The sequence below is a fragment of the Fibrobacter succinogenes subsp. succinogenes S85 genome, from assembly GCF_000146505.1.
Taxonomy (GTDB): domain Bacteria; phylum Fibrobacterota; class Fibrobacteria; order Fibrobacterales; family Fibrobacteraceae; genus Fibrobacter; species Fibrobacter succinogenes.
Genome location: NC_017448.1, coordinates 308,289 through 334,422 on the forward strand (window position 1 = coordinate 308,289; position 26,134 = coordinate 334,422).

The window sequence follows — 26,134 nt, forward strand, 5'->3', positions numbered from 1 at the left end:
ACGCATTTTACACCACCTTATCGTTTGCCAAGAACGCTCTGACCTTGTCCACAAAGCAAGTCGGGCAAGCCCAAAGCGAATCTTTCGTTTTCATATCCACCGCCATCTGGGTACTTTCTGCTTTTGTGAGCACCGCACCCGTTTCGGCATCCATAAACTTGTACGACAGTTTCATGCAGACTTCGTATTCCACAAGTGTCACCTCGGCACGAATCCTCTGCATAAAAATCATCGGACGGATATATTTAATATGCAAATCTACGACGGGCCAGATGTAACCGCTACGCGTCATTTCGTTGTAATCATACCCAATTTTACGTAAAAGTGCGCAACGGGCGACTTCCATGAACTTTACATAATTGCCATGCCATGCGACTTGCATAGAATCGACATCGTAAAATTCAACTTGGAATTCGATCGTTTCCTTAATTTTTTTAACTGCCATGCGAATTTAGGTCCTTTTATACAGCGTAAAATTTCTGGCGAATCAGCTCCAGCGTATTGCGCAAATCCTGTTCCAATTGACGGTCACATTCAAGCGGAGCAAACTTCGAGAATACCTGATTGTAAGTCTCTTGAAGATTCTTGAGGCGGTCTTCCGAAATTTCATTGCGTTCCAAGCGTATGCGAAGTGCCTGAGCCGAAGCCAGAAGCGTTGCCGCTGCCACCTGTTCCGAAAGCTCCAAGACGCGGATGCAGTCGCGGGCCGCAATCGTACCCATGCTGACCTTGTCTTGGTTGTGGCATTCCGTCGAACGGCTGAACACGCTCATCGGCATTGTCAAATGCAAAGCTTCAGCCGTCCATGCAGAAACGCCTATCTGCACCGCCTTAAAGCCATGATTGATATCGTAATCGCCCTTGCTCCCCGCAAGATTCGGTGGCAAGTTACGGTTGAACTTGATATCGACAATCATCGCCAGCTGACGGTCCAAAAGGTCCGCAATGTTTGCAACCATGTTCTTGAGCGTATCCATCGCAAGGCAAATATGCCCGCCATAGAAATGCCCACCGTGGAAAATATTCTTTGTGAACGGATCGACAATCGGATTGTCATTAGCGCTGTTGAGTTCAATTTCAATCAATTGGCGCAAGAACGCGCTAGAATCATAGAAAAGTCCAATCACATGCGGAGCGCAACGCAGAGAATACGGATCCTGGATTTTCTCGGGAACCACATTCTTCGCCACATCGAGATTCAAGGCTTCACGAATTTTCTTTGCAGCCAAGCCAAGTCCCGGATGCGGTTTTGCTTCGAACAAGCGTTCATAATAGTGATACGCATTGCCCTTCATTGCAACCGTAATCATCGCTGTAATTCGGCAAGCGAGGTCAGAAAGGTATTCTGCACGGGAATAAGCCATGCAAGCGACCGCATTCATCGCCGCCGTGCCGTTCATAATGGCAATTGCTTCTTTCGGGCGAAACTTGTGCGGAGTAATTCCCAATTCCTTCATCACGTCCAAAGAAGAACGACGTTCGCCCTTGTACATCACATTGCGTTCACCAATCACGGCACCTGCCAAATACGAAAGCGGAGTCAAGTCGCCACTTGCGCCCACGGAACCTTCCTGCGGAATGAGCGGTAAAATATCGTTCTGTAAAAACTGCGTAATGATTTTCAAAAGTGCATAGCTCACACCAGAGAAACCTTGCGCAAGCGTATTCAAGCGTACCGCCATAATCGCGCGGGTCGTCTCGGCATCAAAGTAATCACCGAGGCCGCATCCATGGAAACGCGTCAAGTTAATCGGGAGCTGGCTGTAATGTTCCGGCGGCAACACCTGCGTGCAGGAATCACCATATCCCGTTGTCACGCCATAAATGCCACCATGTTCTGCAAGCGCTTCGTCCAAGAATTCTGCACCAGAATCAATCTTTCTCTGGAATTCCGCAGAACTATCAAGTTCCACTGCGACTTGCTTTTTCGCAATCGCAACAACATCTTCAATCGAAAGCTTACCACTTCCAATAACGACGGTTTTCATTTAATTGTTCTCCACTATTTTTCTAACCTGTCCCAAAAATTGTAGAAATTGTACCACTGATAAGGATGTTCTTTACACAGCCTTTCCAACAACTCAGTGTATTCCTGCAAAAGCATTTTCAAGCGCATAGGGCGTTCCTTGCGCGAGCATTCCAGATTCGTCTTGGCACGCACCACATGCATTTCGTAAGGCGAACGGATATTAAAGTCATGTTTGCGAATCGCAAATACAAAATAAACGGGAGCATTCAAAATGCCCGCTAGCGAAAAAGCACCTTCTGGGAAGTTCGCCGTTTCACCTAGGAACATCGTTTCAAGCACGCGACTGCGCGTATGAGCAGATGTACGATCTCCCGCAATCACCACAAGATTTCCATCTGCAATTTTCTCTTTCATCCAAATGGCAGAATCCACATCAATGGAATTAGCATCAATTACATTTTCCATCAATTCCGGATTCAGTTCACGCAAAAGCGCATTGAACTTTTTGGAGCCCGACAAATCGACTACTGGGAAAACCTGAAACTTTCGCGATGTATGGAACTCGCCATATTCAGTGAGCGAACGGAGCATTTCCATATTGCCTAGATGCGAACAAAGCAGAAACGCGCCCTGCCCTTGATTCATTTGCGAAACAAGCATCTGCAAATCGTCATTTTGCGATTCGATCTGATTGAGCTTGATAGCGCCCTTCCAGCCTCGTAACTTTTCAACCATCGAAAGCGCAAACGAAAGGATGTGCTTATACGTTCCAAACGCACCCACGTATACGCCCAATTTACGCAAGTGTTCCAAATAAATTTTAGAACGCGCACGAACAGGTGCAGCCCCAAGCCAGAAAAAGAAGCATATTACAGCCGTACACAATTCAACAAGAAACAACGGCAAATGGCACACGATCCAAAGCATAAAACGGAAATGCCAAACACTTCCGCCCACTTCTTCAATTTCGGACCAATGCTTGCTCATAACTATTTCTTTTTAAATAAGCGGCGAGACAAAAGCAAAGGAAGCCTAAAAAACATGCCTATGCAAAGCATCGTATGCGTCATCGAAATCACAACGTTGTCATGGAACATTCTAAAGTTCGAAACGCCATCTTTCGGGTAATTCACCTTCACCGGGAAAAAGCGCATCTGCACGCCCGCCCACGCAAGACGAACAATAATTTCAATATCAACGCCCATGCGGTTGTTGTGCAAACGTTTCATCACCGGCCAAGACGTTTTGAGCGGATAAATTCTAAAGCCGCACATGGCATCAGGAATTTTGAGCGAAAGCGTTTCAATCGCCACCCAGAAATTCGTAATCTTACGACCCTGTTCACGAGCCTTGGGTACGGATTCATCGTATTCCGGGTAACCGCAAATCAAGTCTTCAGGATGTTCCTTCGTCTCGTTTATAAAAAACGGAATCGCCTTCATATCGTGTTGGCCATCGGCATCGACCTGCAAAGCGTGCGTGAATCCCGCCACAATAGCAGCATCCATGCCGGAACGCATCGCAGCGCCTTTGCCGAGATTGCATTTATGCGTCACAAGTTCGACATTTGCAAATTCTCTTGCAATTTCAAAAAGAACTTGGTGACCTTCGGGCGTGTTTCCATCGTCAATGAGAATCACAGGAATGTTCAAATCGACAAGGGATTTCACGACATGGCGCGATGCATTTTCGTGGCGATAAACAGGCACAATGGCGCAAACTTTTACCGCATTATCCACGATTTTCGCCCTCGCCAGCATCACCTGTTGAAGTGTTCATTACCAACGAACCATTTGAATACGAAGTTTCACCATCTTCGCTAGTGTACGCAAACGTCACCTTACCCGCATCCGCATCGTACGTGATTTTCACCATTACAGGAACGTCCGGCAAAATGGGATTTGCAAAACGCGTACGGTTCATCTTGGAAAGTTCCTTAGGCACTTCCAAGAAGTTCCGCGCCAAGCGCAAAACCATATCCACCTGCACCACTGCAGGCAACAGCTTAAATTCCGGGAAATGACCATCGTAGTAATCACTCGTCGCCGGGAACAAAAGCTTCGCGGTCAAAGCGCCCGGTTCACGGCGGAACTTGAGAATCTTGAAATTCGGACTTTCGGCAAGGCCAAACAGCGCCTGGATATCGCGCATGCGAATCTTGCCTTCCGTATTCTGCGGGAGTTCTTCAAGATAGCGCCACTTCTTCGGTGAAACCGTATTCTCAATAAACTTGAGCAAGTAATCGTGGAAATAATTATTGATCGCAAGTTTGGGCGACCCCGCAAACTTTGTGCGTCCAGCTTCGTTCAGCACAATCGCAGCGGCTAGGTATTGGCGTTTACCCACCATCGGCACCACGCGCACATCTTGTACCAACCCCGTCTGCTTCAAGCGCATTTCCACTTCCGGGAGCGAGATGCGTTTTTCCTCAATCTTCACAATCGAATCCGAACGGCCCTTGAGCAAGAATCGGCCGTCGTCATAAAGGTCCACCAAGTCACCTGTCGTAAAGCCTTCGGGTTCTAGAATATAACTCGACTTGATGTTCAGGCAACCATTTTCGGCAACACTCATCTTGCAAACTTCAAACGGAGTCCACACCGGTCCATTCTTGGATTGCCTATACGCAATGCCACCCGTCTCGGTACTGCCGTAAATTTCCATCGTCCAAAATCCCGTCAGTTCACAGGCCTTGCGAGCCACCTCTTCGGGCAACGGACCTCCGGACGAATAAATAATCGGAGTACATTTAAAGTCAATCGGCTTATCCGTTTCTGCAGATAAACGTTTCAAGAACGCAGGGCTCGAAGCGATTACCGCAGCTTCCCCTGCAATATTTGCTAGTTCTGTCGGAAAATCAATACGGTGCCTGCGGAACGGAAGCCCAGTCGCAATCGGCAAAAGCGCCGTAAACAACAAACCGTAAATATGGTGGTGGTTGACAGTGCTATAAACCTTGCGGTTTACCCAGTCATTTCCAAAGACTTTCACAAGTTCAAATAGTTCATTTTCAAATTGCAAAAAGCGCTTGTACACAGCCTTCGGTTCACCCGTCGTACCCGACGTGTACATCACCATCTCGGCTTTGGACTTGTCGAACTTGCCGAACTTGATTTCGCGAGCTTTGTCACCATCCGAACAATGCGCATTTTCATTACCAAGCACATCCTGGATCAAAGTCGCTGGCATTTCGTTCGCGCCAGCAACACTACCAGCAAACGGTTCATCTGTCAAGAATCCATATTCAGGCTTCTTGATTTCCTTGATAAACGCTTCTTGGCGATTCGCAGTCACAAGCGCCTTGCGCCCGCTCTGGAGCATCGCTAGCAAAGAAACCGTAAAGTAATACGAATCTTCGCAATGCAAAATCCACGGCACATTTTCACGAGCTTCCAGGTAATAACGCACCTTGGAAACATCGCTTACAAAATCGCCCCAAGTCTTACCTTCGGCGACAAACGCACCATCCGGGCGAGAATCACGTTCCAAATCACAGACAGGAACATACGACTGCATTTTACTCTGCACCATTTTTCGAACCAAATATTCCACAATGAAAAATAAACCAATTAAAATGTAAGAAATAAGTCCATTGTACAACGACCAAATCTTATCGGAACCCACGAAAACGGTAAGCGCAGAAACCGATCCATTCACGACAAAAAAGAGGCACCATGCAAAAGTCACCTTATTGCAATAACGCTCCACCGCCTTAAACGAAGGCGATGTATTCAACGACTTGTTCCCCAGGCACGCCATTCGGAACGCAAAGCTCGGCGGTCGCCATAGCGTAAATCCGAAAAACGCAAGCAAGCTCAAGTTCACGAGCACCGGATAAAACTTGACAAATAAAATGTTATTTGCAAAGAATGCGACAAGTGCGCACACCAAAATCAGCGCAACGATAGCCCCCGTACGCCCACGATCCGCCTTTGACTTGCTACGCGTAAAATTCAAGAAGTGGTAAAAGCCAAGCGCCAAAAGCATCAAGCTCATGCGCCGTGGCGAAAGTCCCCAGTACCTAATTCCGCAATAGACAAGGACCGGATACAAAACAGAAATCGCGGTAAAGAAAATCTTTCCCGCAACCTGTTTCATTACTTAGATTCCGAATTTTGAACAAGATTATAGATACCATCGACCACGTTCTCAAGAGTACGCATTTTTTTGAATGCTTCCGGGTCGATGTTTCTCGGCAAAAAAGACTTGAGCTTCACAATCAAGTCCACAGCATCAATGCTATCCAATTCCAAGTCTTCGTAAAGGCGAGCCTCTGGAACGATTCGATTTTCTTCCAAATCAAAATCTTCAATAAGGGCAGCTTTAATCTTTTCGAAAATGACCTGTTTGTCCATGGATTAGCCCTTAGAATTTGCAGAAATGTAGGCAGCAAGCGCATTCACCGAAGCAAAATGCTGTTTGGTTTCTTCCTTAACCGTCGAGAAAGATACACCAAAATTTTCCTTGATGGCAATGCCCAATTCCAAAGCGTCGATTGAATCCAGACCAAGCCCTTCGCCGGCAGCATTCTTACCAAAAATCGGAGCAGAATCCACAATATCGGCTGGGGTAATATCTTCCAGTTCCAAGGACTCAATCATGACTTCTTTAATACGGGTATTCAAATCGGACATATATTTTAGCGACCTCAATCAAGGTTTACATTTTCTTGGATAGGCAATATAGAAAAATAATTTTATATTAAGGGAACCTTATTTTTAGAGACACCATGTTCGATTTTTATAAAAACGATTCCATCGACGCTGTAAACGCCAAGTTTGAAGCTCAAAAAATTGCATTTGCCCCCCTCAGTTTCCAAGCGGCCCGCGCCCTCAGAGACATGGGCATTTTAGAAGAAATCAGCAAATCGCGCAAAAAAGGCATTACCATTTCGGAAATTGCTCAGAAGCTAGACATTTCGCTTTACGGAGTAGGCGTTCTTGTAGAAATGGGACTTGGCATGGGAGCCATCAAGCTCCACAAGGATTCTAGCGAAGATGACCTGCGCCTCACGCTCGGAAAAATTGGATTTTTCCTCTTAAACGACGAAATGACGCAAGTGAACATGGACTTTTCGCAGGACATCTGCTACCGCGGTGCCGAAAATCTCGAGCAGTCCATCCGCGAAGGGAAGCCATCAGGACTCCCCCACCTCGGTCCGTGGAAAACCGTCTACGAAGGGCTCTCCCAGCTGACCGACCAACAGAAAAAGAGCTGGTTCGGATTTGACCATTTTTACTCCGACTTGGCATTCCCCGAAGCACTCCCGATTGTATTCGAAAAGCTTACAGAACTGAAGCAGCCAAGACTTTTTGACATTGGCGGAAACACTGCAAAATGGGCCATTGCCTGCTGCAAATACAACGCAGACATACAAGTTTCCATCATCGACCTTCCGGGGCAAACCGCAGTCGCCGAAAAGAATGCCGCACAAGCAGGCTTTAAAGACCGCATTGACACCATAGCCTGCAACGTTCTCGACGACACGACCGAATTCCCGCAAGGCGCAAACGCTGTCTGGATGAGCCAATTCCTGGATTGCTTCTCGCTCAAGCAAATCACAAAAATCTTGACAAAGATCCACAAGGCAGCCACTCCAGAAACAGACGTCTACGTTCTCGAACCGCTTTGGGACAAGCAGCGTTTTGAAGCCGCCGCATACTCGCTCCAGGCCACGTCGCTTTACTTTACCTGCATCGCAAACGGCAACAGCAAAATGTACCGCTACGAAGAGCTTAAAAAAGCCATCGAAATTGCAGGTTTCGAGCTCAAGGAAGCGCACCACGGCGTAGGCCCGAACGCCTATTCCCTCCTCCGCTTCCGCAAAAAATAAGCCCGGCGTAAATCATGCAAAAAGTTTTCATCGAAAAAATGGCAAGCTTTGTGCCGACAGAAGCGCACCCCAAGCCAGATGTTTCGTTCGTACCTATGCTGACGCGCCGTCGCCTCAGCTACATTTCGCGCATGGTGGTTCTCGTGAGCGATCAAGTTTCTCGCGACAACGACGGCAACAAACTCACGCCCTGCAAGGTGACATTCGCATCGCAGTTCGGAGAAATCAGCCAGCAACTGAAAATTTCGCAGACGCTTCTCGACACAGGCATGGTCTCGCCCGCGCATTTTAGCCTTTCGGTTTTTAACGCCTCCATTGCAAATGCGTCAATTCTCGAAACGAACACCGCAGGCTACTCCGCCGTATTCTCCGGGAAGGACGCTTTTACCACAGGCCTCACGGATTGCATAGCCGCCCTTGAAAGTGAAAGCACAGACACGCGTACATTCATTTTCGCAGACGAACTCATCCCCGAGACCTACGCTCCCGTTGCAGGCGTCCCCTACCCGAACGCCGTCTGTGCCATCGCACTCCGCCTCACGACCGACGAATCCAAGGCCGATCCGACATTTAAAAACGTTGATATCGCAAGCCAACTGGCACAGCTCAAGATGTTGCGCAACAACTTCGATACCGCCGCAGAACAAGCCATCGCTTTCCTCTGCGCCATTGACATGCAAAAGACTTAATAATGGCAAAAATCCGCTACATACGCCGTATTTTAGCAAAACTTTTCTGCTTTGCTTTTTTCGGCATTTGTAGCCTAATTCTCGCAATACTTCTTTTCCCCATCATCCATATTATCACGGGTTTTAACGAAAGAAGATTCAAGATTTTTGTCCGCAAGTTCAACCACCAGTATTTTAAAATTTTCGTCAAAATAGCTGAACTTTTAGGAGCAATTCGACTCACCGTCGAAAACAGGGATTCCCTCAAGAACCTCCGTTCCAAAGTTGTCATTGCGAATCACCCCTCATTATTCGATGTTGTCATTCTTTTTTCGCTTATTCCTAATGCAAATTGCATTGTAAAAGGCGAGCTCATTCAAAATAAATTTATTTCGCTTATCATCAGGAATTTGTACATTCCAAACAACATCCCTTTTGAAGAGCAACTTGAAATGGCGAAAGCCTCCATGGACGAAGGGAATAACCTTATCATTTTCCCTGAAGGGACCCGTAGCAAGCCTGGCGAGCCATGGGAATTCAAGAAAGGAGCAGCCCGTTTTGCACTTTATGCACAAAGTGATGTTGTTCCTATTTTCTTTGGTGGAAATGAAAAAATCGGGCTCCGTAAGCATGACAAGTTGTTACAATTTCACCCGACAGAACGTTATATATACAACTTGAAAATACTCAAGCCCATTCCGGTAAAAGAATACGAGAGCATGCCACTCACTAAAAGTGCAACCAAGCTCACACACAAAATGAAGGAAATTCTTGAAAAAGAATTGCCAAATTAACTCTTTTTTATCACCAAAATAAGCAAATCAGCGTGATTTTCATCCCTTTTATCACCCAAATATCCATTTGGACATAAAAAGGCTTTTCTTTTTACCTTATAATTACTAGATTAATCCTTAAAAGGAGATTCAATATGAATTTTTTCAAAAAGTTTCTTGCAACAACGCTTGCACTTGCAGCTTCAATTTACGCTGCCGAACGCGTCTATTTGGCTCCGTTCAGCATGGTCGGCTTAAATGAAGACTTTGGCATTGCCGCCGAAAAGCTCATGAACGCTTATATTGATGATAACGGACGCTTTATTTTGGTCAACTACGCCGAAGACGATTCCGTGAAAACCGGCGACCGCGAATCCGCAAACAATATCGCCATTAAAAAGAACTGCACCAAGTTCATCATGGCTGAATTTACCCGCCTAGGCGAAAACGTCATTACCGCATTCAAGCTCTATGACATCAACAACGAAGCCCCGGTCTGGAGCGACCGCCTCAAGGCAAAGAATCCCGACGACTTTGATCCGATTATCCAGCGTGTCGCACGTAACATCGGAACCAGGCACAAGGCCACCAACGATGACGATATCTATACCGTCACCGAACAGGAAACCAAGAATCCGAGAAAGAAGGGCGTGACCTCTTACTGGGGGGCAAAAATCGTGGGCGCACTCCCGCTCAACCCGTCCGAAGCAAAGATGGACGCAGGCCTTGGCGCATTCGTCTTGTATGACGCAAGAGACCTCCTCTTCGGTTTTGACTGGACCATCACCAACCTCGGCGAAAGCTACGACAAGACCAGACTTATCGACTTGACCCTTTCTGCCTACTATCCGTTCACGACCTCCAACATTACTCCGTATGCCGGTGGCGGCCTCTCCTACAGCTGGCGTGACACGCACATTGATACCGACCGTTTCTACAATTCTAACGAAGCAAATGGCCTTTCTTTGCAAATCGGTGGTGGTGTGTTGTTCAATCGTGCAAGCCGCGTGATGTTCATTGCCCAGGCAACCTACTTTATCGACTTCTTTGAAACATCATTCTACAGAGAACAGTATGATACAGTTGGTAGAATAACCAACATCATTGAATCAAAGCACTACATGAACGGCTTTAAGTTCGGTCTGGGTCTTGCAATCGGTTTCTAATATGAAATCCAAGGTCATTTCCCTCCTATTGCTTGCCGCCGTGTCAGTAAACCTGACCGGGTGCTTTGCAGGGCGTACAGGCGTTGTCGCAAGCCAATACGCGTCTACGCCTTACGACATTTACCTTAACGGTAAACAAGTCTGCAAAATGGGCAACGATGATGACTGTAGCTTTCAGACTCGAGGCACCCGAGCAGGTGGCATGCTTGAAGCCTACCTGAACGGCCAGCGAGTCGGTTCTACAAACATTCATCGCGAAATCACGATGGCGAGCATCTTGTTCGCGCCGTTCACATACTGTTTGTCCATTTGGCTCTACAAAGCTTATCCTGATGAAATTGAAATTCCAATTGATACTTACTTGTTAAGGAATGGCGGCAACAACGAAGGTTTTGACAACGGAGGAAGTGTCTGGGATCGCCCCTACAATCTACCGAAGAAGTCAAAGAAAGTTGAAGCCCCCGTCGAAGAACCTACAGAAGAAAATGCTCCGGCAACAGTAAGAGATGGAGCAACTGAAGATTCTAGCGATGAACCAGCACCCGCACAAAAGAGCGTTTGGGACTAACAAAATACTCTAAAAATTTTTATCTTTAGCCGAGAAATCATAGCCGATTTCACGGCTTTTTTATTTGAGGTTTACAATGGCTAAGAAGAAAGATACCCAGACTAACATGTGGACGGGCCGCTTTGCTAGTGGCATGGCTCAGAGCATGGTCGATTTAAGTTTCAGCTTGCAGTTTGATGCAGAACTCATTGAAGAAGATATCGAAGGAAGCATCGGACATGGCAAGGGTCTTGTTGAATCTGGAGTTCTTTCTAAAGCTGACTACAAGAAGATTTGCGACGGCCTCAAGAGCATTCTCGATGACTACCACGCCGGCAAAAACCTCTGGTGCGATAGCGACGAAGACATCCACATGGCTGTGGAACGCGTGCTTACCGAACGCATCGGCGCACTAGGCAAGAAGATTCACACGGGCCGTAGCCGCAATGACCAGGTCTGCACGGACTTCAAGCTTTACATGCGTCATCGCGCTGCAGAAATCCGCCAGCTCGAAATTGAACTTATGGAAACGGTTCTGGACCTTTCCAAGAAGTACTTTGGCAAGATGATGCCGGGTTACACGCACTTGCAGCAGGCTCAACCGATTTACTTTAGCCATTACCTCATGAGCATGTTCTTTGCCGTGAGCCGTGATGTGAAGCGCCTTGACAACTTCCTCGAATTGCATAGCCAGCTCCCGCTTGGCAGTGGCGCTATGGCAGGTTCTGCATTCCCGTACCACCGCGCACTCGTTGCTGAAGCACTCGGTTTCAAGGACGTGAGCCCGAACAGCATTGACGCAGTGAGCCATCGCGACATGATGCTTGAATTCAACGCAGACCTAGCCATCATCGCCAATACGATGAGCCGTTATGCCGAAGACTTTGTGAACTGGAGCTCTAGCGAATTTGGCTACCTCACCTTGCACGATGCATTCTCCAGCGGATCTTCAATGATGCCGCAGAAGAAGAATCCGGACTCCATGGAACTCATCCGCGGAAAGTCTGGCCGTATGCTCGGAAACTTCACTGCACTCTACACTCTCGCCAAGGGCGCTCCGCTCAGCTACAGCCGCGACTTGCAAGAAGACAAGGAACCGGTCTTTGACAGCGTCCACAACGTGAAAGTGATTCTCCGCGTGATGAAGGAAGCTTTGGAAACGGCACGCTTCAACTTCGAAACGATGCATGCGAAGATGCTCCCGGCTCTCCTTGCAACCGACCTTGCAGACTTGCTCGTGGAAGCAGGCGTTCCGTTCCGCGACGCCCACCACATCGTGGGAAGCCTCGTCGGCGATGCCGCACGTGCAGGCAAGCAGTTCACGGAACTTTCTGACGAGGCTTGGGCCGCCGCAGGCGTCCCGGACGTCGCCAAGATGAAGAAGACGCTTACGTTCGAATACAGCGTAAGCAAGCGTAATATTGAAGGCGGTACGGGTCCGAAGTCCGTGAAGCAGCAGTTCACGAAGGCAGCCGCACTCATCAAGAAACTCAAGAAGTAATCCGCCAATTACAATTGTGAAAATGCCGCGCAGTTGAACTGCACGGCATTTTTGCTAAATTCAAAATTCTTTTGTTATTTCTTTACGCAACGAACGGAGTATTTATTCTTTTTGTCATAAGACATGAATGAAGGCACCTGATCGTAATAGTTAATCCAGAAAGTAGATGCTTTAGATTCATCCGAAAGATTTTCATTCACCCAAAAATAAGCGCTAGCCTTCAAATCAAAGAAATCCTTCCCGTCCATTCCGCCTGCCGGTTTTGCATCAAAGCCCCAGAAGTTCAGGCCCTTTGATGCATTATTGGACCAGCCCGACGTAGAGCGCAAAGCGGCATTAGTCTTTGCATACATCTTCAACGAAGAATATTGCGTTTTTGTAGGCAGTTGCCACCCATCCGGGCATATTTTCAATGCGGCTTCATAAGAATAAAGACGGCCAAACTCCTTGCAGTATTCCTTATCGTCGTTATAGCAACTACTCCCATCATCATTGACATTTACGTTATCCGCCATCCAGGTGACACCATCAATTTCAATTGTCCTATAAGATTGATCCCCGATTTTCAAAGTACCATAATCTTGAGGAATTTTCTCTAGATATGAAGAATCCAAAACATCCTTCCCCGTCACAATATTTGCAGAATTCTTATTGGCAACGCAGCGTACCGCTAAGCCATGGTCTTTGTAGAAATTGCCCAACTGAATCACACCAACATCATGACGGAGCTGCCAACCTTCGGCCGTACCATTATCATGTTCATTTGAAGACCAGAAGAAAGCGATTCGGCCCGTACTCATAAAGGTTTCGCCATCATTGTTGCGACGACCAGAAGCTTTCGCACCGAAGCCAAAACGGTTCGTCGGCTTACGGACTTCGTCAGAAGCACTCCAAGTTTCCGTTGACTTTAAACTCGTACCAGAGCCTTCACCACCGTTATTAGTTTCTACATAATTAACTAAAGAAAGCCAATCGTTCCCAGACGGAATTCTCCAACCATTGGGGCAAATTCCCTTCGTCGATGAAACATAGCCTACGCTTGCCGAATTGAACTTTTTATCATAATCTAAAGCAGCCGTCCAGGAATAAAGCCGTCCATATTTTTCGCATTTAGCATCATCCTCATGACACCATGTGTTTCCTGCAAGATTTTTGGTACTCACAGAATCAGCATAACGGAGATTTTCAGTCATCCAATACAGGTCGCCAATCAACGCCACGCCGTATGAATTATTATCTCGTGGGTCAATAATCTTTCCGTCTCTAAAGACAGGATTATTTTCATTAGAATAGACAATGCTTTCTTCGGAGGAACAGCCGACTATACTAAAGAAGGAGGCCGCAGCGGCCAAAAGAACTGTATTTTTGAGATTGAGGACGGTATTCATAACTATTCCTTATAAAGTTTAGTTATGAATAATATACATTACTTTTTGTCTTGCGGAACCAACCGATCCACGATTCTGAACAAATCGTTGTAAATTTCGAGGAAGTCTTCAATCCAAATCGGGTCGTGTTCACCAACTATGTGGAACGTTTCTTCGAGCGTATGGAGCGAGTTGTAAAGGCCCACGGTCGAACCGGCCGGCTGGACGTATCCGCCACTGTACGCAGACGATGCGACAATGCGGGCGCGGTAACTGCGGCGGAGTCGTGCAATCAAGGCACTGCGGAGCGCCAAGAGTTCGTCGTGCGCGACAAGGTATTCGCCTTTCTGGATCCAGCCATCGACAATGTTCAAACGGCGATTGATGGAATCGCGTTCCGTAGACGGCACGAGCATTTTCTTTGCATTGAGCGTTGTACGGATGCGCTTCACAATGTTGTTCAGCAAGTCTGCATTCCAGAAAATCATCGGCGGGCGCGCATCGCCCTTGTTCGTCTCGAGAGCGGGCTTGTGGGCTTGAATCCAGCGGTCCAACTTCTGCGCGACTAGTTTTGCCTCGGGATAACGGTCCACCGCCACATATTCCTGGGCGCGCGTGTAAAGCGTATCCGCATAAACCATCCGCCAATGCGAAAGCTTACCAGTCTTGCGAATGGCATCGATACTAGCCTTGATTTCGGACAGTTTTTCGGTAAGCTCTTCCATTAGGGCGTTACCTCAGCTGTTTTGTTGGACTGGAGCGGGGTCACACCGATTTCCACGCGACGGTTCAAACGGCGATGTTCTTCGCTATCGTTCGGGTATTTCGGGCGGTGTTCACCAAAGCCTGCAGCAAAGAGTCTATCGGGCGGAAAGCCCATTTTCACGAGCATCTTGACCACGTTCACGGCACGTTCCGTAGAAAGGTTCCAGTTCGTATAAGATGTCGAGCCGCTAAACGGAATGTCGTCCGTAAAGCCACTCACCATGATCACGTCCGTAGAATCAAGAGCTTCCAAAAGACCCTTGCTGATACCGCGAATCACGCCCTCGCCTTCCTTGGTGAGGTTAGCTCCGTTGATCGGGAAAAGGAAACTCGCCTGGATCTGGATTTTACCGTCTTCGAGCGCGATAAGGCCAGCTTCGATGGAGGTCTGCAAGCTCTTGGACAAAAGCGCATTGCGTTCTGCCGCAATCTTACGCATCTGTTCCTGGCAGCTGAGCACTTCTTCTTCGGTACGCGTGAGGTCTTCCGCTTTTTGTTCCTTGAGGGTCGCCATCGCCACAAACGCAAGGATAAAGAGCGAAACGAGGGCAACGCCCAAGTCCGTGTACGCCATCCATGGATTGCTATTTTCGTCTCTATTGCGACGCATGATTAACCTTCAGCTTTAGGTTGAGCGGGAATTGCAGAACGCTGTGTCTGTTCGAGCACTTCAAGCAAGATTTCCTGAGTCTTGACCGCATTTTCCATGAGCACTTCGCTTGCGCGTTCATGGAAGGCTTCGAGAGACTGGTTGAGGTGTTCGACAAAGTTATCTTCTTCTTCGTATTCTGCGGTATCGCCAGAGAGCTTTTCGAGAATCGTTTCAAGGCCGCTACGCAGCATTTCGAGATTGGCGCTGAGTTCGGACTGGTTCACGCGCATAAGTTCTGCGGTTTCCACGATGTTTCCGCCAAGAGCATCCGTGGCTTCCTTTTCCTTGACCACGCGATTGTCGATGCTTTCGGTGAGCGCCTTTTGAGCTTCGAGAAGCACGCTTGACGTTTCGGAAAGCTTCTGGAATGCGCCGAGAATGTCGGAAGAAAGGGCGCCGAGCTTTTCGGAAACGTTCTGGGAGAGTTCTGCAGAACCGGCCTGAGCGTTTTCGGCAACTTGGAGAGCCACGTTCTTGAGCGTTTCGAGACCTTCGCGCTGGGAATCCACATTGGCAGTCGTCTTGTCTTCGAGACGCTGCATAAAGTCAGCCCACTGTTCGCTAGACTGCTTGACCTGTTCAGCAACGGAATCACCGATGCTCTTAGAAGCTTCGTCCATAGCATCCTTAGTAAGGTATGCCACATCCATCGTGCCCTTCGCCACATCCTGAAGGCCAGCCTTAACATCGGATGCAACGCCATCAAGGCCTGCTTTAACTTCAGAGGCGACCTTAGAAAGTGCGGTTTCCACATTGCCAGAAACTCCATCAAGCGAAGACTTAACGCCTGAAGAAAGACCTTCGAGGCTAGCATTCAAGGCAACAGAAATACCATTGAGTTTATCGTCGAGCTTCGACGGGATAGCCTCAACAGACTTGGAGAGCGCACCGATATTTTCATTGATCGGGCTGAAAGCGTTCGTCACAGAAGCGCCAACAAGTTCGCCAAACTTCTGCGTTGATTCGTTCATGTTAGCCACTGCACCAGCGAGAGAATCATTGACCGTCTTGATAGAAGAAGTCATTTCCGTAGAAACCTTCTGGACAGATTCCACAACATCCTGGTTCAGCTTCGAAGTCATGGCAGAGAGTTCCTCACCCACCATCGAGACAACACCAGCCAAACCATCCTTCACGGAAGATGCAATCACGGACAAATTCTTTTCAACAGATTCAAAGAGGCGTTCAAGTTCGTTCTTGTCTTCTTCAATCACGCCTTCTGCGCTTTCATCTTCTTGCATGTCGAGCGTGAAGGTGTCGAGGTGCGCCATGAATTCATCGCGCTTGGAGCTGAGCACCGTGCGGCTTGCGCTCAAAATCAAGGCGGCAAACAAACCACAAAGGCTAGTACCGAAAATGCCCTTCATGTTCTGGAAAAGCACCTGAATCGTATCAAGCGTACCCTGCGTCGTGGAATTGTCAATCGCGCCACCGGCGGTTGCCACAGACTGCATAAGGCCGAAGAACGTACCCATAAGGCCAAGGAGAATGACCGTAGAACCCACGCTGCGGTTGAGCGGAATCGAAGAACCCGACGAAAGCACGTCAAAGGCAATCGTGGAATCCAGGCGGATGTTCTTTTGCAACAGACGCTTTGCAAGTTCAATTCTCTTCGCGACAACGCCCGTTCCCGGTTCCGGATAAGCGTTCCCTTTTTCGCAAGAATCGATAACTTCGTCTTCGGCGATAATCTGCTTCATCTTGCGGATGGCAGAAAATTGCTCCACCAAGTAGACAGCCATGATGGCGATCATGATGATCCAGCCAAATGCCGGGGCGCCAAAGTAAAGAGCGCCTGCGATAAGGGCTATAAAACCCACCACCGTCAAAATAAGAATCGTATTGAATGCATTTTTCATTTTTTACCTACACATTCTGCGCTTGATAAGGAGCGACTGTTTCAAACAAGTTCAACTGACCGCGAGAAAACCCGCGAAGGAAAAGAGACCACTTGCTCTGGTACCATTCGATAACCTGAGTCGTAAGCCCCTGAGCGTAATCACAAAAATCATCCGTAAACGCAAGGAAGCAGTTTTCGTATGCGTAATGCGGGTTCCAGTAGCGCCCCACATTGCGGGCGCAAGACATTGCGGACGAATAGTAACGGACTGGACCTTTAGAGGCGAACGCCGCCGCAAAACGTTTTTTTGCAAGCGAGTTCAAGGACGTACGGAGCGAAACCACCATAGCGTTTTCTTTTTCGCGCAGCGAGGCTTCGAGGCATGGCAAAAGCTTCGACACCGGGTCTACCGCACTTTCAGAAAGCCAGTACTTGCAGAGCTTTTCTTGCAACTGCATCACACGGCCATGCATACGCACAAACAACGGTTCGGCATCGCTTACGAGCAAGTGGATCGTTGCCGAATAAAAGTTGTTGATGTCCTGCTTGTTGTTTTTTACGGTGAGTGCCCAACCCTTTTCTTCGTCATGGACCAAGAAATCACCGCCTTCAAGCAAGAGCCGCAAGACTTCATCGGTCGAAAAACGCTGGATCCACTTCGCACGGAACTCGCTATAAAGTTTTTCGCAATCCTTGAAAATCTGCGGGAAGCCCGATTCGCAAAGTTTCCAGGCAGACTCGCTATACGAGATGAGCTCGGAACTGCCGACGTTTGCATCCGGATTGTTGAGCATGGCGTCGAGATGTTCAAAGAGCGCAATCGACCACGTGACCATCATGGACTGAGAAAGCGTCGCGACAATAGCCGAGCGATTCGGACGCACGGCCAAGCGTACGCTTGCCCCTGTCATCTTACGTATGGCTCTACGGAAAGCTTCTTCCACGACTACCTCTTAGAAACGCGCTTCAATGTTGTGCCACACGTTGCGGCGGACGCGCTTTTTACTCGTCTTCAAATCAGCGGCTTCACTGCGGATATCGGATTCCTGGTTATTGCGAATCAAGTCCGTATCGCCATCAAGCTTGCCTGCGGTTTCGAGATAAAGTCCATAGACGTTTTCGGAGATGCTTGTGCCGTTCGAAACGACACGACCAGCCCTCACAGACAAGGCATAACGGTTGTGAGCAAACGTACAACGAGCAAGCGTCACATTGGGGCTTTCATCAACCCAAAGGCCATAATAGTTATTGAAGAAATTGACGTTTTCAAGAGTACCGCTAGAACGGAAAATCGTATTGCGGAACGCATTCTCGACGGTCAAGTTCTTTATTTCAAACGGTTGTGCGCTAGACATGATGTGGAAACCATTCCAGTTTGCCACAGAATCGGCTCCGCTAAAGACAACGGGTTTATCGTTTGTACCCGCAATTTTTACCGAGCCCTGGATCATGAGTTTTGCAAACTCGCCCATCAAAACGGTCACGCCCGGTTCAATGACGAGCGTATCCGTAGCGCCGACAACCACGCTCTGTTCGAGCACGTAAGGGCTATCCTTTTCTTGCAAAAAGACCTTGTTGTTTTCGGCCACCGGGAACGGCATTCCAGAAGCGACAGCCACGCTAGCAACAGTCGCCACAGCAACGAGAGAGGAACAGATTAAATTTTTCATTGAACGTTCCTCAAGGTGATTTTCTGATTGACGTTCATGCTCGGAAGCGTATCGCCTGCGACAAGGTCGCGAACATCTATAACAGCCACGAGATTCATTTCAGCAGATGATATAATTCCATGAGTGACATCAAAGAGAACCATGCCATCGCCCACGACATAGTCGCTACTCTTCAGCTGTAAATTCGAAGTTGTATCCGGGAGTTCAAGGTATTTCACGCCCATGTGTATTTTAGCCATGCGCACGCCATCCTGGAGGAAAACGTCTTGCAGCGTGAATGTCTTATAAACGGTCGTGGAACTATTGCCCTTGCCGAAAATCGGCATCTGGCGTTCCCAGGATTCGCCAAGTTTGACCGACTTTTCGGGGAGAAGCGGCTGGGCCTTGAGGAAAAGCGGAATGAGGTTCAGATCATCTTCGGAAGGCATTTCGACCGCATTTTCGATAGTCGGGTCCGTGATGATGCCATCGTGATCAAGCTTGAACTGGAAATTCTGAATGGATAAATACTTTTCAATGTTGCGGAATTCATCAACGGAGCGCTTGTCGCTTGTGTAATCGACGGAATCGATTTTCATTTCAAAGCGGCCCGAGCCATCGTCATATGACATGAGAAGGCTCATCGTGCTGCGTACATTCACGTGGGTACGCATGGATTCGGGTTCGTTGATGGAATCGCCGGGGATGCTTGCATTCAGCGTTGATTCAAGAACGAACGTCTGCGGAGAAACGGTCTTCGTGTTAAAAGAAAGATGGATTTCGTTCCGTTCACAGGAACAAAGTGTCAATAACGCAATAGAGAGCGCCGAGAAAGCGCTAAACTTGGTAAAATTCATGTAATAAATTTAAGTAAAAAATATTACGGAGTTTGCGGTTTCGCGCCAGTATCCCCTTTTTCAAGGCGCATCTGCTGGAAAAAGCCTTTCAGAAGGCCAAGGCATTCGTCTGCGAGAATACCTCCCGTGACTTCAACGGCGCGCTTGAGGGCGTTGCCGGTAATGACGTCGATGGTGGTGCCACAGCCGCCAAAACGGGAATCCGGAGAACCGTAAACAATGCGGGAAACACGGCTGTTGAGGATGGCTCCAGCGCACATGGGGCATGGTTCAAGCGTCACATAAAGCGTGCAGCCGTCCAAGCGCCAGTTGTCGAGCGTGCTTGCGGCAGTACCAATCGCGATGATTTCGGCATGAGCCGTCGCGTCCTTGAGCTGTTCGACCTGATTGTAGCCCTTCCCTATCACGACTCCGTCTTTCACAATCACGCAACCGATGGGGATTTCCTTCATGTCAAAAGCAATCTGCGCCTGGCGAAGCGCCATACGCATGAATTTTTCGTCTTCCGACGAAAAATTAGACGAAAGACGAGAGACGAAAGACGAAAGAGATACGGGGTCGTTCGTAAACTCGCTCTGAGGTCGCGTTGCTTTGAGGTCGTTCGCTTCGCTCACTTTGAGGTCTGAGGATTCTTCTTTGATTTTTACGTTATTCATACTACAACCTATTCCTTTTTATTGCCGCTTTTACGACGATAAAGCATATACTCAACATAACCTCGAGGAAACATAAAGACAAGCCAAAGCCCCAATGATATATAGATTCTTCCCAAAACACCACAAGAATTTCTAAAAATATAAAAAACACAACCCAAAATTATCGGCAATGCAACCAAACGAATTTTCCATATTTTCGGTTCATTGTATGGATGTTCATTGCATCCCATCAAAATTGGAATTACCAGCCCCGCTACAAAAAAGCAAACAAAAAAAATTTCATCAAAATGTAATGTTATAAAATCAATCATATTTACATCACTACCAATTAGACTTATTTGAATTGCTTATTTCTTCAAGATTTTTCAATTTTTGCTCGTATTCGGCTTCCTGTTTCGAGGTATCTTTTCCTTCGCGTTTTTCACGCCCCACTTTCATGGCCATGTCGAAAAGATCGTCAATATTTTCTTCGACTTCACTGTGATAATTCGTGTTATCCCAAATGTTAGTGTCACGACGAAAAAAAGCGGGATCAATCATAAAGAATGGGAGCAAAATGAACCAAGCGAAAAAAGTAAGCCCAAGCCACGTGAATACGACATCTAAAGTAAACTCATGATACGCTTTTTCGCCACAAAATAACAAGCAAAAGAAAGCTAGGCAAATGGCAGGCAACATAAGCACATAGACCTTCCACTTGAGATTTTCCCTTTCGGAAAATTTCTTTTTAGAAAGCCATACAGGGACTCCAGTTATTATTAGCATAAATAACAAACAGGGCCATATACTCCCCAACACCTCTAATGGAGAGTCAATCAACTCCTGCAAAAATTTTATTCGGCGTTCCCACATTACTTAAGTCCGCGACCGTATGCACAGTAAGAATCCTCTTGCATAAAGTCACCATCGTGGTAGTATGCTGCACGGGCACGGCAACCGCCACAGCGGTCATTGAACTTGCACTTGGAACAAGCGCCCTTGTAAGCCTTTGTACGCAACTGCTTGAAGATTTCGGCATTCGCCCAGATTTCGTCGAACGGAGTGTCGTGAACATCGCCCGCTTCTTCCATCATGTAGGCGCAAGGGCGAACCTTGCCGATAGGGCTTACGATGCAGTAGTCGAGGCCAGCGAGGCAACCGCGGCTGTAACGTGTCTTGATATCGAGCTGGTCTGCAATGCGGAGGAACTGCGGAGCGCATGTGGGCTTCACTGGAATTCCGAGCGTGCGGCTCTTTTCCATAATTTTGCGGAGGAGTCCTTCGTATTCGGCAACACGGAGCGCATGTCCTTCGATTTCCTTGCCGCGACCCACCGGAATCAAAAAGAAAATCTGATGGTTCACGGCACCGATTTCCTTGACCCAGTCCATGATGTCAAAAATTTCGTTCTGGTTCCAGTCCATAATAGTCGTATGAATCTGGAACGGGAGGCCAGCCGCCTTGCAGTTTTCGATGCCCATCAATGTGAGTTCAAACGCATTCGGGAGACCGCGGAAATCATTATGACGAGCAGGGTCAATGCTATCAACGCTGATGCCCATCGCCATGGCCCCCGCTTCCTTGAGCATGAACGCCAAATCATGCGTAATAAGCGTTCCGTTCGTGCCAAACACCGGGCGGAGTCCACGTTCGCGGGCATGGGCCACAAGTTCCACGATATCCGGGCGCGTCATCGGTTCGCCACCGCTGAAAATCATGATCTTGAATCCGGCCTTGGCAATCTCGTCGATGAGCTTGAGCGCTTCGTCAGTCGTAAGTTCTGCCGACTTGTTTTCGCCAGCATCCTGGTAGCAGTGTTTGCACGTCAAGTTACACTTATTCGTTGTCATCCAAGAGACGATCATGCCATAGACCTCATTCAAAATGTTTTTTACGCTTGCAAATATAGAAAAAGCAAATATATCCTATTATACCCCTATATAATTACCGTTACTATCGCAAAAAAGCTATTTTAATTTCATATGATGAATAGAAGAAGAGTTGTTATTACTGGTATGGGTGCGGTGACCCCCGTAGGCAAGTCCGCCCCCGAACTTTGGAACGCCATTAAGGCAGGCAAGTGTGGCATCGGCCCGATCACTTTGTTCGATGCTACGAACTGCCCAGTGAAAATTGCGGCAGAAGTCAAGGATTTTAAGCCCGAAGAACACGGAATCGACCCGAAGGAAGCCCGCCGCATGGCCCGCTTCACGCAGTTCCTCGTCGCCGCCGCTAACGAAGCGGTCAAGGACGCAAGCTTAACGAAGGAAGAAATCGCCGCCGACACGACTGGTATTGTCGCTGGTAACGGCCTTGCTGGTATGGACGTTGTTGAAGAAACTTACAGCAAGTACCTCGAAGGTGGCCGCCGCCGCGTCTCGCCACTCGCCATGCCCGAACTGATTGCAAACGAAGCATGCGCCAACGTATCCATCGCTCTTGGCATCACAGGCTCTGCCTGGACAGTCTGCACCGCCTGTGCCTCCGGCACAGACGCCATCGGCGTTGCCCTTGACGCCGTCCGCTCGGGCAGGCTTGACGTCTGCCTCGCCGGCGGTTCTGAAAGTGCTATCACGGACTACTCCATCAAGAGCTTCGCGGGCATGCATGCCCTCACCGACAAGTTCAACGACGCCCCCGAAAAGGCTTCCCGCCCGTTCGACAAGGACCGCAGCGGTTTTGTCATGGGTGAAGCAGGAGCCATTCTCGTGCTCGAAGAACTCGAACACGCCAAGGCCCGCGGTGCAAAAATTTACGCCGAAGTCGCCGGTTACGGTTCTTCTGCCGATGCTTACCACATTACAAGCCCGCGCCCGGGTGGAGAAACCTGCGCGAAGGCTATGGTCAAGGCATTGAAAGATGCGGGCATCGCCCCGACGGATGTAGACTACTACAATGCCCACGGCACCTCGACGCACCTGAACGACCTCACCGAAACACAGATGCTTAAAATAGCACTCGGCGAACATGCCTATAAAATCAAGGTCTCTAGCACCAAGAGCATGACCGGCCACTGCGTCGGTGCAGCAGGCGTTATCGAAGCGATGATTAGCACGCTCGCCATCCGTGATTCGTTCTACCCCGCCACCATCAACCTCGACAACCCGGACGCAGAATGCGACCTCGACTACGTGCCGCACAAGGGCGTTGAAGGGAACATCGATGTTGCAGTATCTGCATCGCTTGGCTTTGGCGGTCACAACGGCATCGTCGTCATCAAAAAGTTTAAAGATTAAACAAAGGAGCCGCTATGTCTGATTGGCTTTTCAAATCCTGGGTTAAAGCAACCATCTGCAGCGCAGTATTGTTCTTTTTCTACCACCTCTTCATTTCGCAGAAGTTGGAAGAAGAAGTTTCCACAAAATCTAAAGAACAAGAGTAGCTTATGGAACAGAATAAAGATATCGCCGACATCCAAGCGGCCGAAGCGACCTTCCAAAAGAAGAAGAAGTTCATCCTTTGCTACCACAGCTTTAGCGTGAACAACTTCAAGAAGGCGTCCGTCCAGATCAGAAAGCTTGCAGAAGCAGCAGGCTCCCCCATCAGCATTGCGGTCATCCCCGCATTTGGCGCAGCCCCGGAATCCGAAGCCGAACAGTTCCGCGAAGAACTCGACAAGTTTGTCAAGGAAGGCTATGAGATTATGCTCCACGGCGCACGCCACCGCGCAGACCTCTCGCTGAACAGAAGTATTGCAGGCAAGCTCGCGCTCCTCGTTTCGAACAACGAAGCAGAATTTGCAGGTATTGACGAACGCTTCACGCAAGCACTCCTCAAGCGCAGTCTCGCACTGTGGAAGGCTCACGGCAACGGCAAGCCCTCTGGCTTTATCCCGCCGATTTGGTTTGGCAACAAGTACCTCAAGGAACAGGCTCTCGAAATTTTCGACTACTACGAAGATTTCCACGGCATTTACCAGAAGGTCAAAGGCAACATCAAGAAGACGAATTCCGCAACGCTTAGCTTCTCGATTTTGCCCACCCCGATTCTCGGTATCGCGCAGACTTACGCCTGCCTTCGTATGCTCTTGCCGGGTGGAGTCCACCGCCTGGTGTTCCACGACAAAGACTTCAGAACGATTGGCGAGAAACGCATTTTGAACATGGTGCGCTACATTTCGACCTTGCGCGAAAAAATCATGTACAAGGACTTGTAATTTCAGGACTTCGCACAGATGATTTTAAATAAGTTTCTATCTAAAATTGATTACAAGTCTTATGAAGACTTGTATAAAAATTTCAAGATAACGATTCCGAACGATTTTAACTTCGCTTATGACGTTGTTGACGAATATGCCAAGACGGAGCCGAAGCGTGAAGCCCTCGTGTGGTGTGACGACAACGACGAAAGCCACATTTACACGTTCAAGGACTTGTCGCTAGCCTCCCAGCGCACGGCGAATTTCCTTGTAGAACAAGGTATCCAGAAGGGCGACCGCGTGATGCTCATCTTGCGCCGCCGCTACGAATTCTGGTTTTTCTTGCTCGCTCTGCACCGCATTGGCGCAATCGCCATCCCGGCAACAAACATGCTCGCCGCCGAGGATTTGGAATACCGATTCAACGCCGCCGAAATCAAGATGGTCGTAACATACGACGATCCCGCCTTGCAAAAGGAAGTGGACAAGGCAAAGTCCAAGTGCGAATCGGTCGAAAAGCTCGTGACAGTCGGCCAGACTGCTCGCCAGAACTGGATTAGCTTCTACGACGACTACGAACTTTTCCCCTCAACGTTTGAACGCCCCGTTGGCGATGCCGCTACGCATAACGACGACATCATGATCGTCTATTTCACGAGTGGCACGAGCTCAAATCCGAAGATGGTGGCACACACTTATACGTACCCGCTCGGACACATTGTAACCGCCAAGTACTGGCAGCACGTTGTGGACGGAGGTCGCCATTTGACCGTTGCCGAAACAGGCTGGGCCAAGGCTCTCTGGGGCAAAATTTACGGGCAGTGGATTGCTGGAAGCGCCGTGTTCACTTACGACATGACCACGTTCATCCCGGGCAAGCTCCTCGAGAAGATGGCGGAATACAAGGTGACGACGTTCTGCGCGCCGCCGACCGTGTACCGCTACATTTTGCAGCATGGCCTCAGCAAGTACGACCTTTCGAGTTTGCAGTACTGCACAACCGCTGGCGAAGCGTTGAACTTGGATATTTACAACAGGTTTTATGAGCAGACGGGCATCCGCATGCAGGAAGGCTACGGACAGACCGAGCTTACACTTACCACGGGTAACTTTGGCTTTAGCGAACCGCATCCGGGTTCTATCGGCAAACCCTCTCCAGGCTACCAGATGGAAATCATCAATGCCGAAGGCAAGCCGTGCGAGGCTGAAGAAGTCGGTGAGCTTATCATCAAGATTGACCAGGGCAAGCCTTTTGGCATGTTCGGCGGTTACTATCGCAATGCAGAACGCACCGAGAAAGTCTTTGAAGGCGGAGTGTATCACACCGGCGATACGGCTTACCGCGACAAGGACGGATTCTTCTGGTTCGTGGGCCGCACGGATGACTTGATCAAGAGCTCCGGTTACCGCATCAACCCCTTCGAAGTGGAAGAAGTGTTGCACAAGCACCCTGCCGTTTTGGAAGTCGCTGTAACAGGTGTCGAAGACAAGTCTCGCGGTCAAGCGGTCAAGGCAACAGTCGTTTTGCAGAAGGGCTACGAAGCCTCCAAGGAACTTGCGAAGGAAATCCAGCTCTTTGCAAAGAACATTGCCGCAAGTTACAAGAGCCCTCGCATCATTGACTTTGTGACGGAACTGCCAAAGACAATCAGCGGAAAGATTCGACGCGCAACCATCCGCGACAAGGATACGGCTGAGAATGTGACTGCGCCGGACGAAGCGAATGCGGAAAACGCCGCAAGCGAAACGTCTGAAGAAAAGTAATGAAAAACGC

General features: G+C 48.6%; 28 protein-coding genes. 10 read left to right on the forward strand and 18 right to left on the reverse strand.

The window, feature by feature from the left end; translation table 11 throughout:
• Positions 1 to 7: 7 nt before the first annotated feature.
• Genes FSU_RS01285 through FSU_RS01315 form a run of 7 tightly spaced genes read right to left on the reverse strand, consistent with a single transcriptional unit; the run spans position 8 to position 6,603 of the window.
• Positions 8 to 445, reverse strand: coding sequence for an acyl-CoA thioesterase (locus FSU_RS01285; protein ID WP_014545107.1), 438 nt, complete (start codon positions 443 to 445; stop codon positions 8 to 10).
• A gap of 16 nt (positions 446 to 461) precedes the next feature.
• Positions 462 to 1,988, reverse strand: coding sequence for an HAL/PAL/TAL family ammonia-lyase (locus FSU_RS01290; protein ID WP_014545108.1), 1,527 nt, complete (start codon positions 1,986 to 1,988; stop codon positions 462 to 464).
• 14 nt (positions 1,989 to 2,002) lie between these two features.
• The gene (locus FSU_RS01295) at positions 2,003 to 2,956 is read right to left on the reverse strand and encodes an LpxL/LpxP family acyltransferase (protein ID WP_014545109.1); all 954 of its coding nucleotides are present in this window, start codon (positions 2,954 to 2,956) and stop codon (positions 2,003 to 2,005) included.
• Positions 2,957 to 2,958: 2 nt separating this feature from the next.
• Complete coding sequence (locus FSU_RS01300) at positions 2,959 to 3,708, reverse strand: glycosyltransferase family 2 protein (RefSeq protein WP_015732481.1); 750 nt, start codon at positions 3,706 to 3,708, stop codon at positions 2,959 to 2,961.
• Complete coding sequence (locus tag FSU_RS01305; protein WP_014545110.1) at positions 3,701 to 6,067, reverse strand: ApeI family dehydratase; 2,367 nt, start codon at positions 6,065 to 6,067, stop codon at positions 3,701 to 3,703. The genes FSU_RS01300 and FSU_RS01305 overlap by 8 nt, the downstream gene beginning before the upstream one ends.
• Entirely contained in the window at positions 6,067 to 6,324 is a 258-nt protein-coding gene (locus FSU_RS01310) for an acyl carrier protein (protein WP_014545111.1), read from the reverse strand. The genes FSU_RS01305 and FSU_RS01310 overlap by 1 nt, the downstream gene beginning before the upstream one ends.
• Positions 6,325 to 6,327: 3 nt before the next feature.
• Positions 6,328 to 6,603 carry a phosphopantetheine-binding protein gene (locus tag FSU_RS01315; RefSeq protein WP_014545112.1) on the reverse strand — a complete coding sequence of 92 codons (276 nt, stop codon included), beginning with the start codon at positions 6,601 to 6,603 and terminating at the stop codon, positions 6,328 to 6,330.
• 95 nt (positions 6,604 to 6,698) lie between these two features.
• Between FSU_RS01315 and FSU_RS01320 the strand changes: the two genes are divergently transcribed.
• From FSU_RS01320 to argH, 6 genes are all read left to right on the forward strand, one after another.
• Positions 6,699 to 7,802 (forward strand): methyltransferase, encoded by a 1,104-nt coding sequence (locus FSU_RS01320; RefSeq protein ID WP_014545113.1) that lies wholly within the window; start codon positions 6,699 to 6,701, stop codon positions 7,800 to 7,802.
• Positions 7,803 to 7,816: 14 nt separating this feature from the next.
• Entirely contained in the window at positions 7,817 to 8,491 is a 675-nt protein-coding gene (locus FSU_RS01325; protein WP_014545114.1) for a beta-ketoacyl synthase chain length factor, read from the forward strand.
• A gap of 2 nt (positions 8,492 to 8,493) precedes the next feature.
• Positions 8,494 to 9,264, forward strand: a complete 771-nt coding sequence (locus FSU_RS01330; RefSeq protein ID WP_014545115.1) for a lysophospholipid acyltransferase family protein — start codon at positions 8,494 to 8,496, stop codon at positions 9,262 to 9,264.
• Positions 9,265 to 9,398: 134 nt separating this feature from the next.
• Positions 9,399 to 10,409, forward strand: coding sequence for an outer membrane protein (locus FSU_RS01335; RefSeq protein WP_014545116.1), 1,011 nt, complete (start codon positions 9,399 to 9,401; stop codon positions 10,407 to 10,409).
• 1 nt (position 10,410) lies between these two features.
• The gene (locus FSU_RS01340) at positions 10,411 to 10,977 is read left to right on the forward strand and encodes a hypothetical protein (RefSeq protein WP_015732482.1); all 567 of its coding nucleotides are present in this window, start codon (positions 10,411 to 10,413) and stop codon (positions 10,975 to 10,977) included.
• Positions 10,978 to 11,053: 76 nt separating this feature from the next.
• Entirely contained in the window at positions 11,054 to 12,457 is a 1,404-nt protein-coding gene (gene argH, locus FSU_RS01345) for an argininosuccinate lyase (protein ID WP_014545117.1), read from the forward strand.
• Positions 12,458 to 12,531: 74 nt separating this feature from the next.
• Here the strand turns inward: argH and FSU_RS01350 are convergent, their stop codons facing one another.
• The 11 genes from FSU_RS01350 to nirJ2 are packed head-to-tail and all read right to left on the reverse strand — an operon-like array spanning position 12,532 to position 22,087.
• Entirely contained in the window at positions 12,532 to 13,845 is a 1,314-nt protein-coding gene (locus FSU_RS01350) for an FISUMP domain-containing protein (protein ID WP_014545118.1), read from the reverse strand.
• A gap of 38 nt (positions 13,846 to 13,883) precedes the next feature.
• Positions 13,884 to 14,549 (reverse strand): hypothetical protein, encoded by a 666-nt coding sequence (locus FSU_RS01355; RefSeq protein ID WP_014545119.1) that lies wholly within the window; start codon positions 14,547 to 14,549, stop codon positions 13,884 to 13,886.
• On the reverse strand, positions 14,549 to 15,199 hold the full coding sequence (locus FSU_RS01360) for an OmpA/MotB family protein (RefSeq protein ID WP_014545120.1): 651 nt from the start codon (positions 15,197 to 15,199) through the stop codon (positions 14,549 to 14,551). The genes FSU_RS01355 and FSU_RS01360 overlap by 1 nt, the downstream gene beginning before the upstream one ends.
• 2 nt (positions 15,200 to 15,201) lie before the next feature.
• On the reverse strand, positions 15,202 to 17,100 hold the full coding sequence (locus FSU_RS01365; RefSeq protein ID WP_014545121.1) for a fimbriae-associated domain protein: 1,899 nt from the start codon (positions 17,098 to 17,100) through the stop codon (positions 15,202 to 15,204).
• A 7-nt stretch (positions 17,101 to 17,107) separates the two neighbouring features.
• The gene (locus FSU_RS01370) at positions 17,108 to 18,025 is read right to left on the reverse strand and encodes a hypothetical protein (RefSeq protein WP_014545122.1); all 918 of its coding nucleotides are present in this window, start codon (positions 18,023 to 18,025) and stop codon (positions 17,108 to 17,110) included.
• Positions 18,026 to 18,034: 9 nt separating this feature from the next.
• Positions 18,035 to 18,751 (reverse strand): right-handed parallel beta-helix repeat-containing protein, encoded by a 717-nt coding sequence (locus FSU_RS01375; protein ID WP_014545123.1) that lies wholly within the window; start codon positions 18,749 to 18,751, stop codon positions 18,035 to 18,037.
• Complete coding sequence (locus FSU_RS01380; protein WP_014545124.1) at positions 18,748 to 19,587, reverse strand: hypothetical protein; 840 nt, start codon at positions 19,585 to 19,587, stop codon at positions 18,748 to 18,750. Before FSU_RS01380 ends, FSU_RS01375 begins: the two co-directional genes overlap by 4 nt.
• Before the next feature lie 23 nt (positions 19,588 to 19,610).
• Positions 19,611 to 20,243 carry a tRNA adenosine(34) deaminase TadA gene (gene tadA / locus FSU_RS01385; RefSeq protein ID WP_015732484.1) on the reverse strand — a complete coding sequence of 211 codons (633 nt, stop codon included), beginning with the start codon at positions 20,241 to 20,243 and terminating at the stop codon, positions 19,611 to 19,613.
• 8 nt (positions 20,244 to 20,251) lie between these two features.
• Complete coding sequence (locus FSU_RS16240) at positions 20,252 to 20,554, reverse strand: hypothetical protein (protein ID WP_014545126.1); 303 nt, start codon at positions 20,552 to 20,554, stop codon at positions 20,252 to 20,254.
• 10 nt (positions 20,555 to 20,564) lie between these two features.
• Positions 20,565 to 21,095, reverse strand: a complete 531-nt coding sequence (locus FSU_RS01390) for a hypothetical protein (protein WP_015732485.1) — start codon at positions 21,093 to 21,095, stop codon at positions 20,565 to 20,567.
• Complete coding sequence (gene nirJ2, locus FSU_RS01395; protein WP_015732486.1) at positions 21,095 to 22,087, reverse strand: putative heme d1 biosynthesis radical SAM protein NirJ2; 993 nt, start codon at positions 22,085 to 22,087, stop codon at positions 21,095 to 21,097. The genes FSU_RS01390 and nirJ2 overlap by 1 nt, the downstream gene beginning before the upstream one ends.
• Before the next feature lie 120 nt (positions 22,088 to 22,207).
• On the opposite strand from nirJ2, the gene fabF reads away from it, so the two are divergent.
• The 4 genes from fabF to FSU_RS01410 are packed head-to-tail and all read left to right on the forward strand — an operon-like array spanning position 22,208 to position 26,124.
• Positions 22,208 to 23,458: a beta-ketoacyl-ACP synthase II gene (fabF, locus tag FSU_RS01400; RefSeq protein WP_015732487.1), complete on the forward strand. Its 1,251-nt coding sequence runs from the start codon at positions 22,208 to 22,210 to the stop codon at positions 23,456 to 23,458.
• Between the two features lie 14 nt (positions 23,459 to 23,472).
• Entirely contained in the window at positions 23,473 to 23,604 is a 132-nt protein-coding gene (locus FSU_RS16625) for a hypothetical protein (protein ID WP_015732488.1), read from the forward strand.
• A 3-nt stretch (positions 23,605 to 23,607) separates the two neighbouring features.
• Complete coding sequence (locus tag FSU_RS01405) at positions 23,608 to 24,378, forward strand: polysaccharide deacetylase family protein (protein WP_015732489.1); 771 nt, start codon at positions 23,608 to 23,610, stop codon at positions 24,376 to 24,378.
• 18 nt (positions 24,379 to 24,396) lie between these two features.
• Positions 24,397 to 26,124, forward strand: coding sequence for an AMP-binding protein (locus FSU_RS01410; protein WP_014545130.1), 1,728 nt, complete (start codon positions 24,397 to 24,399; stop codon positions 26,122 to 26,124).
• The last annotated feature ends 10 nt before the right edge of the window (positions 26,125 to 26,134 follow it).

Excerpts from the sequence above, each read along its gene's own strand:
- FSU_RS01285 (WP_014545107.1), bottom strand. The coding sequence starts at position 445 with ATGGCAGTTAAAAAAATTAAGGAAACGATCGAATTCCAAGTTGAATTT.
- FSU_RS01290 (WP_014545108.1), bottom strand. The coding sequence starts at position 1,988 with ATGAAAACCGTCGTTATTGGAAGTGGTAAGCTTTCGATTGAAGATGTT.
- FSU_RS01295 (WP_014545109.1), bottom strand. The coding sequence starts at position 2,956 with ATGAGCAAGCATTGGTCCGAAATTGAAGAAGTGGGCGGAAGTGTTTGG.
- FSU_RS01305 (WP_014545110.1), bottom strand. The coding sequence starts at position 6,067 with ATGAAACAGGTTGCGGGAAAGATTTTCTTTACCGCGATTTCTGTTTTG.
- FSU_RS01310 (WP_014545111.1), bottom strand. The coding sequence starts at position 6,324 with ATGGACAAACAGGTCATTTTCGAAAAGATTAAAGCTGCCCTTATTGAA.
- FSU_RS01315 (WP_014545112.1), bottom strand. The coding sequence starts at position 6,603 with ATGTCCGATTTGAATACCCGTATTAAAGAAGTCATGATTGAGTCCTTG.
- FSU_RS01320 (WP_014545113.1), top strand. The coding sequence starts at position 6,699 with ATGTTCGATTTTTATAAAAACGATTCCATCGACGCTGTAAACGCCAAG.
- FSU_RS01325 (WP_014545114.1), top strand. The coding sequence starts at position 7,817 with ATGCAAAAAGTTTTCATCGAAAAAATGGCAAGCTTTGTGCCGACAGAA.
- FSU_RS01330 (WP_014545115.1), top strand. The coding sequence starts at position 8,494 with ATGGCAAAAATCCGCTACATACGCCGTATTTTAGCAAAACTTTTCTGC.
- FSU_RS01335 (WP_014545116.1), top strand. The coding sequence starts at position 9,399 with ATGAATTTTTTCAAAAAGTTTCTTGCAACAACGCTTGCACTTGCAGCT.
- FSU_RS01340 (WP_015732482.1), top strand. The coding sequence starts at position 10,411 with ATGAAATCCAAGGTCATTTCCCTCCTATTGCTTGCCGCCGTGTCAGTA.
- argH (WP_014545117.1), top strand. The coding sequence starts at position 11,054 with ATGGCTAAGAAGAAAGATACCCAGACTAACATGTGGACGGGCCGCTTT.
- FSU_RS01350 (WP_014545118.1), bottom strand. The coding sequence starts at position 13,845 with ATGAATACCGTCCTCAATCTCAAAAATACAGTTCTTTTGGCCGCTGCG.
- FSU_RS01355 (WP_014545119.1), bottom strand. The coding sequence starts at position 14,549 with ATGGAAGAGCTTACCGAAAAACTGTCCGAAATCAAGGCTAGTATCGAT.
- FSU_RS01360 (WP_014545120.1), bottom strand. The coding sequence starts at position 15,199 with ATGCGTCGCAATAGAGACGAAAATAGCAATCCATGGATGGCGTACACG.
- FSU_RS01365 (WP_014545121.1), bottom strand. The coding sequence starts at position 17,100 with ATGAAAAATGCATTCAATACGATTCTTATTTTGACGGTGGTGGGTTTT.
- FSU_RS01375 (WP_014545123.1), bottom strand. The coding sequence starts at position 18,751 with ATGAAAAATTTAATCTGTTCCTCTCTCGTTGCTGTGGCGACTGTTGCT.
- FSU_RS01380 (WP_014545124.1), bottom strand. The coding sequence starts at position 19,587 with ATGAATTTTACCAAGTTTAGCGCTTTCTCGGCGCTCTCTATTGCGTTA.
- tadA (WP_015732484.1), bottom strand. The coding sequence starts at position 20,243 with ATGAATAACGTAAAAATCAAAGAAGAATCCTCAGACCTCAAAGTGAGC.
- FSU_RS16240 (WP_014545126.1), bottom strand. The coding sequence starts at position 20,554 with ATGATTGATTTTATAACATTACATTTTGATGAAATTTTTTTTGTTTGC.
- FSU_RS01390 (WP_015732485.1), bottom strand. The coding sequence starts at position 21,095 with ATGTGGGAACGCCGAATAAAATTTTTGCAGGAGTTGATTGACTCTCCA.
- nirJ2 (WP_015732486.1), bottom strand. The coding sequence starts at position 22,087 with ATGATCGTCTCTTGGATGACAACGAATAAGTGTAACTTGACGTGCAAA.
- fabF (WP_015732487.1), top strand. The coding sequence starts at position 22,208 with ATGAATAGAAGAAGAGTTGTTATTACTGGTATGGGTGCGGTGACCCCC.
- FSU_RS16625 (WP_015732488.1), top strand. The coding sequence starts at position 23,473 with ATGTCTGATTGGCTTTTCAAATCCTGGGTTAAAGCAACCATCTGCAGC.
- FSU_RS01405 (WP_015732489.1), top strand. The coding sequence starts at position 23,608 with ATGGAACAGAATAAAGATATCGCCGACATCCAAGCGGCCGAAGCGACC.
- FSU_RS01410 (WP_014545130.1), top strand. The coding sequence starts at position 24,397 with ATGATTTTAAATAAGTTTCTATCTAAAATTGATTACAAGTCTTATGAA.